Genomic DNA, 12343 nt, shown 5'->3' on the forward strand with positions numbered 1-12343 from the left:
CATAAAGCCGGGTGACCGGCCTCTCACTGACCACCAGCGTCGGACCGTAGCCCCTACCGCGCGAGCGGTTTAGTCCTACGGGCATACCCGGCCAAGCGCTCATCCTTTATTTGTAAATCGCGGATAAGGGGCTCTGCTACACTGATCCCGTGATCAGTCCGTCCTCCGATCCTTGCCGCCCGATGTCTACGCGCCACGCGAACCGAAAATCCGTCCGCTTGTCCGCCCGAAAATCCCACGGCTCCCTCACCAAGGCGATGCTCTTGCCGCTGCCCGAGAGCGCGGTGCGAGGCCTCCCTGGCGCGTCATCTGACTTGGGCGGCCTGCAAAAAAGAAACCGGTAGCGCTTTTCTGGTCAATGAGCTGGTGCGGCTCGTGTACCTGACTTTCTATGTCCAGGACGCTGGGTACGGCGACACCGACCTCATGGTGTATGTGCGGGCCGAAGCCGCGCTTGAACGCTGTTTGGAAAAGGCCGAGCGGGAAAGCGTGTGGCGCTTTGAGCCGGACGACGCGCCGCTGTTCGAGGCGATCCTGCGGCAAGGGGACCGCCAGCTTGATGGTGTGCCCAGCTATGTGTACGTGGACGCGTGCGCGCGCCTGGATCGGTTCACGCTGAGCGGACGAAGCTCGCCGCTGCCCAGTGCGGCGCGCATGCAATAACGATCGCTCTTGCCGACAAAGCATGCCGTCGAGATGACTTTGATCAACAATCAAGCGTTGCAACGTCGTAGGCGTTTCGGTGTACTAACTAAAATGCGTTACTTTCATTATGTCAAGACGGTAGGCAAGTCGTGACTACGCGCTTTCGTCGTCACGCGTGGGCGGCTGGGGCTCTCGTAAAATTCTGTCTGCCGCAAGTTTGCGCGCTTCGGCGCGAATCGCATCGGGCAGCGGTGACGCCCGTTGACTGCCGATGAAGCGCTCAAGGCGCTCAGTCGCAGCGGTCAGATCTTTGAGCGCGATCGAACGCAATTGTTCGTCATGAAGCGCCAGAATCTGTTCGAGCAGTGAAGCGGTCGGTGCGTCGATTGAACCAGGCATGCTCCCGCTTCGCGTTCGACAGCGCGGAGTTCATTCCGAGTTCGGCACTCCCATATACCTGCATTGGGAGGGTGCCAAAACCCATTTCTTGCAGGTTGTAGGTGATGTAGAGGGCGCGCAGCAATTCATTGAACTGATACGAGTTGCCTCGCTTTGGGCGGCGGCAAGCCGCTAAGGCCAAGTGAATCTGAAGCGACATCTTTTCGGTCGACGCCACCGGCAGTGGTAGCAACATCGAGCGGGTCATCGGGCGGCGAGGGCTGAGCGAACGGCCGGATTTGCGGGAGGTTCGGGTGGCGCTGCGAGGCATCGAAAAAAGGCGGAAGACCGGAGACTTTATGGACCGCGAGAGGCTCACGGTTAGATCCGAATTCTAACGCAGCGGCGCGGTTCCCGGGCTGCAGTACGGCCACGCCGAGACTCGCACTCACGTTGAATTCGCAACCATGCGCGCTGAAGGGCTCCTTCAGTGCGGGAGCGATGCAGTCGGAGCTGGAACGCGTTCTTCCGCTTGCGCGTTAGATGAGCTGAAGGCTGGACAGCCCACGCGCGGCGGCGTATCGATGGCGCCCGCGGCGCTACGGTTCGGAACCAGAAAACTTACCTACGAGTCGGCACCGCGCTGCCGCTGCCGCTGCCGCTCGCGGATGCTGAAGCCTCTATCTTTCCGCCGCCCGCGCTCATGCTGTCGTTGCCCGCGTCGTGCGCTTTCTTGCAGGCGGCCATTCCGAAAGCCAAAGGCGCAGTCAGCGCCACTGCACTCATCCATCGTTTCATTTCGACTCCTCGCGTCTGCCTTCCGCGACGCCGACCAAGTATGTCCCTGTGCCGCAGCACCTGACATGCCCACTCACACCCGACAGCCAATCGAAGGCTTCAGGCATGGCTAATGCAGAGCCGGAAGCATCACAAACGCCGGCTCCGGCATCGAACGAGAAAACCATGTCCACCGTGCCCGTCTCCGCCCGCCGTCATCCATCGCGGCTCGCGCCCGCGATCTTCGAGCTGCTAAATCCCATCCCCTATGGGCTCTTCGTCGGCACCCTGATCTTCGACATCACCTACATGAGCACGCGCAATGTCTTCTGGGGCAAGGGCGCGGCGTGGCTCGTCACCGCGGGCCTCATCATCGCGATCATTCCGCGTCTGCTCAATCTGGGTCACGTATGGCTGCAGCGGCGCCGCCGCGTGTCGCGTATCGAAAGGGCCGACTTCTGGCTCAATCTGCTCGGCATCGTCGCGGCGCTCGTCAATGCATTCGTGCACAGCCGCGACGCCTATGCGATGGTCCCCGAGAACGTGATTCTCTCGGTCATCACCGTCGTGCTGCTGAGCATTGCGCACGTCGCCATGGCGATGAACCGGCTCAATCTCGCGGAGGCGGCCCATGAATAAGCTCATCGCAGCCAGCGCGCTCGTCGCTGCGATTTCAGCGTTGATGAGCGGATGCAATGATCACGCAGAGTACGACGCGGCGCATCAGGCAGGCGCGCATCCACCGATGCCCGAGGCGCGCAACTTCTTCGCGCCGCCGATGCAGGTTCCGAAACATGTCGGGTGGAAAAACGGCGCGATGCCCAAGGTCGCCGACGGCCTGAAGATCGAGAAGATTGCCGATGGACTCGTGCATCCTCGTCAGGTGTACACGTTGCCCAACGGCGACGTGCTCGTGGCGGAATCGAACAGCCCGAACGAAGAAGCCGTGACCACGCCGAAGCAGCTCATCGCCGGACTGATCGAGAGCAAGTCGGGCAAAAAGGCCAAAGGCGCGAATCGCATCACGTTGCTGAGAAAGCCTGCGAACGGCAGCGGCGAATGGGAGCGGCATGTGTTCATCGACCATCTGCATTCGCCGTTCGGTATGCAGCTCGTCGGAGACACACTCTATATCGCCGATACGGACGCGATCCTCAAGTTTCCCTACAAGGCGGGTGAAACTAGCATCAGCGAGCGCGGCGTGGAGGTCGCCGATCTCCCCGATACGATCAATCATCACTGGACCAAAGCGCTGCTCGCGAGCCGCGACGGCAAGAAGCTGTATGTGGGCGTCGGCTCGAACAGCAATGTCGGCGAAAACGGACTGGACGTCGAGTACCGGCGTGCGGACGTGCTCGAAGTCGATACGGCGACCGGCGCAAGCCGCATTTACGCCGCGGGCATTCGCAATCCGACCGGGCTGCAATGGGAGCCGAAGACGGGGCGCCTGTGGGCGATCGCGAACGAGCGTGATGAGATCGGCGCAGACCTCGTGCCCGACTATCTGACGTCGGTTAAGGAGAACGCCTTCTATGGCTGGCCGTACAGTTACTACGGGCAGCACGTCGATCCGCGCGCTCAACCGCAGCGGCCGGACCTCGTCGCCAAGGCGATTGCGCCGGACTTCGCGATCGGCTCACATGTCGCGCCGCTCGGGCTGACGTTCTACACCGGCGACAAGCTGCCGGCGCAGTATCGCGGCGGTGCGTTCATCGGCGAGCATGGCAGTTGGGACCGTTCGCCGTTGAGCGGTTACGTAGTCTCATACGTGGCGTTCGAGAACGGCACGCCGGTCGGCGCGCCAAAGGATGTGGTGACGGGATTTACATCGCCGGATCAGAAGGAACTGTATGGTGCGCCAGTGGGTGTCGCGCAGGATGGCGACGGCGGCCTGCTGATCGCCGATGACGTCGGCAACGCTGTGTGGCGCGTGACCGGCGCTGGCGGGTGAGCCTCTGCGCAAATCCTGTCGGCTTCTTTTGGCAAGGACCATGGCGCCGCCACTGAGCTATGTGCCCGCGAGGCAGCGGGGCCGGAAATGAGCTGGTTGTGGACTTGGAGCGGCATCTCATTTGGCTATCGAGTCGACGATCAACTCCGCACGCATGACGGACGGCATGTTGGCAACTTCGTCGGTGCGGATATCTATGGAACCGATGGCTTGTACCTGGGGTGAACTACTCTCCGAGGACCGTTTGATTACCCGGCTTCGGAAAATAGGGCGATTCAACCGTGGAACGAACGCAACGCGTGGCTCGGGCGGCTCGAATCATGCGTCAAGGGTGCAAGGACTTCCCGGCTCCCAGGTCAGCTTTAGGCGGCAGCTGCAATAACGCGGTGGGATCGCCTTTCGCCAATACCCCCGCATCGCCCGCTCCTACCTATATCCCAGCACGAACCCGCTACCCCGCACTCAGCGGCCGCCCTCGGCGCAGCCGGTCTCGGCCAGCGCAATGCAAAGGAGGTGACGCGCTGCAAATGGGGTTCGAGGACGGTTTCTTGCTGTGCGGTCCGGTTACTGTCGACTGACACCCTTGCCGAAAATAAATATGCGCCTGTTCAACTTTCTGACTGTCTCACTCGTTTTGCCACTGGCATCTTGCGCGATTGGACCGTCGAGTTTCAGCGACACGGGTTTTGGTAAGTCGCCTTCCCTCCCGGAACCTGAGTCGAGGCTGGTTCCTATGGTCAACATTGCGCCCGTCGAGGAACGCCCGGCGGGATTTCTACCCACCGCACCCGCTGGCTTTACTGTCACGCAGTTTGCCAGTGGTCTTGCGCACCCGCGCTGGCTTTACACTTTGCCCGATGGCGACGTATTGGTCGCGGAAAGCGACGCGCCGCGAGAGCACGACGAAGGAAGTGGCCTATTCGGATGGATCAGACGACAGGTCATGAAGCGCGCGGGCGCCGGCGTGCCGAGCCCCGACCGCATCGTACTCTTGCGCGACACGGACGACGGCGGAGTCGCGACAATGCAGACCGTGTTTCTGCGCGGCCTGCACTCGCCCTTCGGGATTGCGCTCGTTGGTAACCATCTCTACGTTGCTGATACAGACGCGTTGCTGCGGTTCGACTATGTGCCTGGCGCCACCTCGATTACAAGCGCCGCGGCCAAGGTTGCGGACCTGCCGGCGGGGCCGATCAACCACCATTGGACTAAAAATGTCCTCGCCGATCATTCAGGAAAACATCTATACATCACGGTAGGATCGAACAGCAACGCTGGGGAAAATGGAATCGACGCGGAAGAAGGGCGAGCGAGAATCCTTGAGTTCGATGTGGATACCGGCAGTTTGAGACCCTATGCAACGGGTCTGCGCAACGCCAACGGACTCTCCTGGCAACCGGACAGCGGCGCATTGTGGACGGCAGTGAACGAGCGTGATGATCTCGGGAACAACCTTGTTCCGGACTACATGACCGCCGTGAAAGAGGGCGCCTTCTATGGCTTTCCGTACAGCTACTACGGGCAGCATGTCGACGCCCGCGTCAAACCTCAACGCCCCGATCTGGTCGGAAAGGCCGTCGTTCCCGACTATGCCCTCGGCAATCATACGGCTTCGCTGGGTCTGGCTTTTTACGACCGGACGCTGTTCCCGGCTCACTATCGCGGAGGCGCGTTTGTTGGCCAGCACGGATCATGGAACCGCAAGCCGCGCACTGGTTACAAGGTGGTGTTTGTTCCGTTCGTCAATGGAAAGCCCGCCGGCGCGCCCGAGGATTTCCTGAGCGGTTTCCTGTTAGAAGACGGCCACGCTGTGGGCCGGCCCGTGGGCGTGGCATTGGACGCACATGGCGCCTTGCTCGTGGCTGACGACGTCGGAAACGCTGTCTGGCGGGTCGCGCCACGCAACCAGGTGAAATCAACAGTCTCGCCGACGGCGCGGTGAAGTGACCACAGCCGCGCAATATAATGGCCCACATCCGCGACGTGGCTCCACATCGTAATGGCCGTCAGCGCCCCGCTGACCAGATCAAACGAATGGCGCGAATATGCGTCACGAGCGAGGGGAGCAAACATGAAGAAATTAATCATCGTCTTGCTGTGTGCCGCGTTGGGAGGATGTTTCACGCCGGAAAATCGTGTTCATCCGGCCGTGAAAGATCTTGAAGGGCAGCGCCAGCAAGCGTCCCCCAACAGTACCCCCCTTGATTGGGGCGCATCACCTCAGTTGTCCGAGCTCGGTCAAGTTGGTCCACACACGGTGGCATTTCGATCCGACAAGCCACGGCGATCGACAACTATGAAGAGATCCTAACGATGGCGACGGCGTTATGTCAAACCGCTCGCGCCAGCGGAATGGCTCTGCCCGACCCACTTCGGCCGGTCGGCTTTCGCTAAGCCGAGCGTCTCTTGACGGAGTCCGACGGCCACTCGCTCGCCATTGTCGCCGGCGCAACGTTGGCCTTTACAGTCGTCGAAGCGACATACGATTCCCTGTCGTGCATGAGACACCGAGAGGAATTGCGACACGTGCCTTTCACCTTCCGCAGGCAAGTCCGTCACTCCGACCCTTCTTGCGAAGGCGAACAAGCGGCGAATGTGGAATTTTATTCACCAATATACCGAGGCGACCGACGGGCCACCGGCGGGCGAGTGGATTCGTTGCGGTCGCCGAACGGCAGGAGAAGGAGGAACGAGCCACTTCTTCAGCCCCTCCCTTCGAGAGAGGGGAGCAGTTGACCGCTCGTCTCTAGAATGGAGACGTAACCAAAGCAACGACTGCTTCGGGCAGCCGTGATCAGTTGTCGCCGTTAGCTGCTATGCGTCGCGGCCTGATTTCGCTTTCGCGTTCTGATACCCGCGCTGCGGGGAAATCGCGAGATCGTTGCTTTTGGACTCTTCGCCAGCGCAACGATCAACTCCGCCTTGCGCGGGTCGCCACTACCACTTCTCATCTTGGTCGTCATGAAAATTCAGTCGGTCGATCTCGACGGTCAACTTATTCGCGTCGGCATTCGCCGCGCCAACTCTGCTTTGCCGCCCCTTCTTATCTTCAACGGAATCGGCGCCAATCTGGAACTGCTCGAACCTTTTGTCGAGGCGCTGAGCGATGTTGAAGTCATTATTTTCGATGTCCCAGGGGTGGGCGGTTCGCCAACTCCGCGCAAACCATACCGCTTCTCGACGTTGTGCGTTCTGACGGACAGGCTGCTAACGGAAATCGGCTACGACGGACCGGTTGATGTGCTGGGCGTGTCGTGGGGAGGCGCACTCGCGCAACAGTTCGCGCGTCGGTATCCGAAGCGCTGTCGACGACTCGTGCTAGCGGCCACAACTCCGGGCGTAATCATGTTTCCCGCTCGCCTATCAGTCCTTTTGAAGATGCTAGGTCCCCGTCGGTACCGGGACCCCGCCTTCCTCCAAAAGGTTGGCGCTGAGATATATGGTGGGGCGTACAGACGCGACCCCCAGTTGCTCAAGGAGCATGGCCACCATATACGAACGCCCAATGGGCGTGGCTACATCTATCAGCTTCTTGCACTGTGGGGATGGAGCAGCTTGCTGTGGCTGCGACGCCTGCCACAGCCCACGCTCGTCATACATGGGGACGACGATCCAATCGTCCCTCTGATCAATGCGAAGATAATCGCAGCGTGCGTTCGTTGCTCTGCCCTTCATGTCATTGATGATGGGCATCTGTTTCTTGTCACGCAAACAGACAGAATAGCTGCTCTAGTTCGGGACTTCCTCCAGCGCCAAGCACCGTGTGAATCCTGATCCGACTGCCCACGCTCAATTTGGCATCTAAACGATGCTTACCCGATGGCTCGGCATGTCGAGCTTACTACGCGACGTCGTGTACCAAGTAATTTTTACGGAACATGCCGCGAGTTTGAGTGCGTTCTGTTCTTGGACTTGTCGCTAGCGCTTGTAAAATGGACGGCGTCTCTGTACAAAAATTGAACGACATGTATCGCAACGAGAAGCCGGATCGGTCCACCGCTGACTATTGGGCAACGGAGTGGGCCAGGTCCGTCACCGAACTCGCAGTATTCGCCATAACGCCCGATGGCGTCGTTTCGACGTGGAACGCCGGAGCAGAGGCCATCTATGGCTACAGCCCTGACGAAATCATCGGAACGCATTCGACCGTCTTGCTTCCCGATGATCCAAAGGATCGAGGGGCGTATGAAGCTGAACTCCGCCGGGCACGCGAAAGCGGTAGCTCTGCGATCGAGGGGTGGCGGAAACGAAAGGACGGATCGGTGTTGTGGGCGAGCGTCGTGACAACTGCGCTCGTAAATACAAACGGCACCCAAGTTGGCTTCGTGAAACTGGTACGCGACGAGAGCGAGAAACGGAAGGCTCACGAGGCGGTAATCGAAAGCGAGCGTCGATTCCGATTACTTGTCGACGGCGTTTCCGATTATGCCATCTACATGCTGTCGCCAGACGGTTTTGTCACCAACTGGAACAACGGCGCACGGCGCATCAAGGGCTATAGCGCGCAGGAGATAATGGGCTCGCACTTTTCCCGGTTCTACACACCGGAAGACGCAGCCGCCGGTCTGCCGCGGCGTGCGCTCGAGATTGCAGCCCTTGAGGGACGTTTCGAAGCAGAAGGATGGCGTGTGCGCCGCGACGGGACTCGATTCGTTGCGCACGTAATCGTTGATGCCATCCGCGACGACTCCGGCGCCCTGCTTGGATTTGCAAAAATTACTCGAGACGTCACTGAGAAGCGAGAAGCTGACAGGCTCCTCGAGGAGACAAAAGCCGCGCTTTTTCGGGCGCAAAAGATGGAGGCAATCGGGAGGCTCACTGGAGGCGTGGCCCACGACTTCAACAACGTGCTGCAGGTTTTGCGTGGCAACCTCGAGTTGCTGCAAACGCGGTGCGCCCGGGATCAGTGGTCAATGGAGCGTTTCGGCAACGCAATTCAGGCGGTCGAACGCGGCGCAACGCTCGCCTCGCAGCTATTGGCGTTTGGTCGGCGCCAGGCGCTTCGACCAGAGCCCGTCAACCTTGCAACGATGGTACGCGGCACGGACGACCTGCTGCGCCGGGCACTTGGAGAAACCATCGAAGTGAAAACAGTGGTGTCCGGCGGCCTTTGGAATGCTTTCGTCGATGTTCACCAGCTTGAAAACGTTCTATTAAATCTGGCAATCAACGCGCGTGACGCGATGCCCGATGGTGGCAAGCTGACGCTCGAATTGTCAAACGCGATGCTTGACGACGACTACGTGCGCTCGCTCTCGGACGTGCCGACTGGTCAATATGTGATGCTCGGCGTGACCGACACTGGATGCGGGATGTCGGCCGATGTGCTTGAGAAAGCGTTTGACCCGTTCTTTACCACGAAGCCTGAAGGTCAAGGAACCGGTTTGGGCCTCAGCATGGCTTACGGCTTTGTGAAGCAGAGCGGCGGACACATCCGCATTTACAGTGAGCCTCAGCATGGCACTACAGTGCGCATCTACCTGCCGCGGACGTCCGCCGAAGCGCGCGAAACAACAACCAGACTTAACGCTCCCGCCATGGGAGGCAGCGAGACGGTGCTTGTAGTAGAGGACGACACCAAGGTGCAGGCGACGGTGATCGCGATGTTTACCGACCTGGGCTACACCGTGCTGAAGGCAGACAACGCTGACCAGGCCATTGCAGTGCTCCGCAGCGGCGTTCACGTCGACCTTCTCTTCACAGACGTCGTGATGCCGGGAACGTTGAAAAGTCCTGAAATGGCACGACGTGCCGTTCAGTTGCAGCCACATTTGCGCGTCCTCTTCACCTCGGGCTATACGCAAAACGCGATTGTTCACGGCGGCCGCCTGGACCCCAACGTCGAACTCATTAGCAAGCCGTACAGCCGCAAGGAGCTCGCGTCAAAAGTCCGACAGGTCTTGGGCTCCGAGGGACTGCCTCTGAAAGACGGCGCAGGCTCTGTTTCTGCAAGCACGTCCGAGGTCGCGGAGCGCATGCGTCTTCGCGTACTAGTCGTAGAAGATGACGAGCCGACGCGCGATGCGGTAAGTGAACTGCTACGAATGTTAGGGCATAGCCCAACAACCGCGTCCGGCGCGCAGTCCGCATTGGACGCAGTCGATAAAGCCCCGTTCGACGTGCTCCTCACCGATGTGCACCTGCCCGACCTTTCCGGTATCGAGCTGGCTCATCGCATCGCGACGGTGCGCAGGGGCATCTCGGTCATCTTCGCATCCGGTGATACCGTTCAAGACATCAACCCAGGCGACTTTCATTGGCAAAGCCTTCGCAAGCCCTACGCAGTTGACCAGTTGGATGCAGCGCTTCGTAAAGCGCGGAGGGATAACGCTTGACGGGGAATGCTGGCGCGAGGACGGACGCAGGCAGTACGGCGCGACTGAGTCGCGCGCTGCGCTCTGTCGACCATGTCGACGCTTCGTCGCACTTACTGTGCGAAGCTAGACCGCAGCTATGACGGGCCGCTGAGCGACGAGCTGCGGTCATTCGAGGGGCAGGCTGACGGTACCTAAGGAAGTCCCCAATTGGCCGAGCTCCGACTGATGGCTCACGCACGGACATCGGCCATTGGACTGAGTTGTACGTCGGCAATGGGGCGGTTTGCCGAAGGTGAAATATTGGGTTCGCGGCACGGCTGGATCCTGCATCGGCGAACTCACACTCACGTCGCGCTTTGACGATACGACGGGTCGGCTAATATCCAAAACAAACAGGCCGGGGAATGACTTCCAGCGTCACAGTGCGCGCCCGGTTGTTCGAATCGGAGGCATCGCCGATTTTTGGTCGGCTTAACGGATGACACGGCGGCTCACGACCACTGATCGCAAGCACCAGACGCTCTCAAAACACGCAAGCGGTGCAATCCGCCAACATTCGATCGCGACAAGAGCACGGATCTTGTCGTCGAACCGATGGCTGGTTTGGGAAGGCGCGCCGGCCGTTATAACGCTTCAGCCCCGAGTCGGGGGCTCCCGGCCCCGGCTCGTCGCGCAGTCTCCGGATTCCAGCTTCGCATCAGAAACGGTGACGCACGCCCACGGTGGCCTCGATCTGATTGGACGTCGACGCGGGTGAACTCACACCGTTGATCCAGGCGACACCCAGCGGATTGCCAGCACGCGCGCTCACGCTCTGATAGGTGCTTTGGATATAGACGTCCGTGCGTTTCGAGAAGGCATAGTTCGCAAGCGCGCTCACCTGGTTCCAGTGCGGAGCGCCGCCACCGGCATTTCCACCGGCGCGCGAGTAGGTGTAGGCTGCCGCCAACATAACGGCCGGCGTCAGCGCAAATCGGATGTTTCCTTCATAGTTCTGGAAGTGGGTGTTGAAGCCCGTCAGGAAGAGTTCGGTCAGGTTCGTTTGCGTATATACGAGGCCCGCCACCAGCGGACCGAACGCATAGTTGACGCCACCGCCCCACGTCTGCTGTCGGCGAGCAAGTGCACCCAACGGCACTGCGGTCGGAGTGAGGGCGCCTGACAGCGAGGTCCCCAACGTATCGGTGACGGCGCCGCCCGTGTTGAGCTGTGCCAGGGTGGCGGCCGAGTTGTTCAGGTGCAGGTATCCCGCGCCGAAGTTCAATGGTCCCCAGCTGTACGACGCGCCGACGCTGTACGCACGGTTGTTCGCGAAGCCGCCGGCTTGGTTAGAGAAGCCATAAAGGGCGCCGAGCCTGACGCCGGCGAAATCCGGGCTCTGGTACTTGACCGAGTTGTTAATCTGGAACGAATCGTTCAGATTGTCGACGTCGAACGGATGTGCGAAGTGGGTACCGCCATACTGCGTTCCGGTCAACGACAGCGGCCCTACGAAGTCAACCATCCCGTCGGTTTGACGACCCAACGTCAGAGCGCCGAAGTCACGGCTGGACACTCCGACGTAGGCCAAGCGGTTGAAGATGCGGTTGGCCGACGACAACTGGCCATTGTTCACGTTGAAGCCGTTTTCCAAAGTGAAGATAGCCTGCAATCCGCCGCCCAAATCTTCCGCTCCGCGCAGCCCCCAGCGACTGTACTGGACGCCACCGCTGGTCATTTGCCAGTTGCTGTGACCACCCGCTCCGCCGGTTACTTGGCTGTTCGTGTAGGTGATGCCCGCGTCGATCAGACCGTAAAGCGTCACGTTGCTTTGCGCTTGCGCCGCGCCGGCCAAGGTAGCCAGCGCCGCGCCGGCGATCAGGGTTTTCTTCATTCGTAACTCCCAGGGTTCGGAGACTGTTTTCTTTAAACGCTTCACACCACCCCGTACGCGACGTCACGTCCTCTCTGCGGAGAAGTTGCTCGTCCGTAAAACGATAACTTCTGTTCGGCATCCGAAGCTACTCGCGGGCGGTGCCTGTCGCTCAATCGCAACAGCGCAGACGTCGAATCTTGCGTTGCTACCCAATGACGCTCAGTTTCCCTGAACGCTTGCCTCCGAACGCACGCACACTTCAATGACAGGCGATGGTCTTGTATTTGTTGGATTCTGACCTACCCTTACCCCTGCCTCCCCCCTGCTTCAAGGCTCAGTTTTACCCACACCCATTAGCGGGCTCGTGTCAAGCGAGCAAGCAGCATCATGGCCGCTTGAGCGACCGGATTCTATTGCTGA

Annotated in this window: 9 protein-coding genes; 6 read left to right on the forward strand and 3 right to left on the reverse strand. The window is 60.1% G+C overall.

Translation table 11 applies throughout. The features are described from left to right. The first annotated feature begins 375 nt into the window (after nt 1-375). Entirely contained in the window at nt 376-663 is a 288-nt protein-coding gene (locus AWB74_RS41975) for a hypothetical protein (RefSeq protein ID WP_235024915.1), read from the forward strand. 135 nt (nt 664-798) lie between these two features. On the opposite strand, the gene AWB74_RS46145 is transcribed toward AWB74_RS41975, so the two are convergent. Next, complete coding sequence (locus AWB74_RS46145; RefSeq protein WP_143749476.1) at nt 799-1044, reverse strand: hypothetical protein; 246 nt, start codon at nt 1042-1044, stop codon at nt 799-801. 600 nt (nt 1045-1644) lie between these two features. Continuing rightward, nucleotides 1645-1821: a hypothetical protein gene (locus AWB74_RS46695; RefSeq protein WP_160110391.1), complete on the reverse strand. Its 177-nt coding sequence runs from the start codon at nt 1819-1821 to the stop codon at nt 1645-1647. 165 nt (nt 1822-1986) lie between these two features. Here AWB74_RS46695 and AWB74_RS41980 point away from each other — a divergent pair, with 165 nt between their 5' ends. The 5 genes from AWB74_RS41980 (at nt 1987) to AWB74_RS42000 (ending at nt 10086) form a co-directional block, all read left to right on the forward strand. After that, a complete protein-coding gene (locus tag AWB74_RS41980) occupies nt 1987-2439 on the forward strand; it encodes a DUF2231 domain-containing protein (protein ID WP_061152426.1) in 453 nt (150 codons plus the stop codon). After that, complete coding sequence (locus tag AWB74_RS41985; RefSeq protein WP_061152427.1) at nt 2432-3751, forward strand: PQQ-dependent sugar dehydrogenase; 1320 nt, start codon at nt 2432-2434, stop codon at nt 3749-3751. Before AWB74_RS41980 ends, AWB74_RS41985 begins: the two co-directional genes overlap by 8 nt. A 598-nt stretch (nt 3752-4349) precedes the next feature. After that, nucleotides 4350-5693, forward strand: a complete 1344-nt coding sequence (locus AWB74_RS41990) for a PQQ-dependent sugar dehydrogenase (protein ID WP_061152428.1) — start codon at nt 4350-4352, stop codon at nt 5691-5693. A 1019-nt stretch (nt 5694-6712) separates the two neighbouring features. Further along, nucleotides 6713-7525 carry a poly(3-hydroxyalkanoate) depolymerase gene (gene phaZ, locus AWB74_RS41995; protein ID WP_061152429.1) on the forward strand — a complete coding sequence of 271 codons (813 nt, stop codon included), beginning with the start codon at nt 6713-6715 and terminating at the stop codon, nt 7523-7525. Nucleotides 7526-7716: 191 nt separating this feature from the next. Beyond that, nucleotides 7717-10086, forward strand: a complete 2370-nt coding sequence (locus AWB74_RS42000) for a PAS domain S-box protein (RefSeq protein WP_061152431.1) — start codon at nt 7717-7719, stop codon at nt 10084-10086. Between the two features lie 679 nt (nt 10087-10765). Here the strand turns inward: AWB74_RS42000 and AWB74_RS42005 are convergent. Continuing rightward, complete coding sequence (locus AWB74_RS42005; protein ID WP_061152430.1) at nt 10766-11941, reverse strand: porin; 1176 nt, start codon at nt 11939-11941, stop codon at nt 10766-10768. Nucleotides 11942-12343 lie beyond the last annotated feature (402 nt).

The organism is Caballeronia arvi, from assembly GCF_001544695.2.
In the GTDB taxonomy this organism is placed as follows: Bacteria; Pseudomonadota; Gammaproteobacteria; order Burkholderiales; family Burkholderiaceae; genus Caballeronia; species Caballeronia arvi.

Excerpts from the sequence above, each read along its gene's own strand:
- AWB74_RS46695 (WP_160110391.1), bottom strand. The coding sequence starts at position 1,821 with ATGAAACGATGGATGAGTGCAGTGGCGCTGACTGCGCCTTTGGCTTTC.
- AWB74_RS46145 (WP_143749476.1), bottom strand. The coding sequence starts at position 1,044 with ATGCCTGGTTCAATCGACGCACCGACCGCTTCACTGCTCGAACAGATT.
- AWB74_RS41980 (WP_061152426.1), top strand. The coding sequence starts at position 1,987 with ATGTCCACCGTGCCCGTCTCCGCCCGCCGTCATCCATCGCGGCTCGCG.
- AWB74_RS41985 (WP_061152427.1), top strand. The coding sequence starts at position 2,432 with ATGAATAAGCTCATCGCAGCCAGCGCGCTCGTCGCTGCGATTTCAGCG.
- AWB74_RS42005 (WP_061152430.1), bottom strand. The coding sequence starts at position 11,941 with ATGAAGAAAACCCTGATCGCCGGCGCGGCGCTGGCTACCTTGGCCGGC.
- AWB74_RS42000 (WP_061152431.1), top strand. The coding sequence starts at position 7,717 with ATGTATCGCAACGAGAAGCCGGATCGGTCCACCGCTGACTATTGGGCA.
- AWB74_RS41990 (WP_061152428.1), top strand. The coding sequence starts at position 4,350 with ATGCGCCTGTTCAACTTTCTGACTGTCTCACTCGTTTTGCCACTGGCA.
- phaZ (WP_061152429.1), top strand. The coding sequence starts at position 6,713 with ATGAAAATTCAGTCGGTCGATCTCGACGGTCAACTTATTCGCGTCGGC.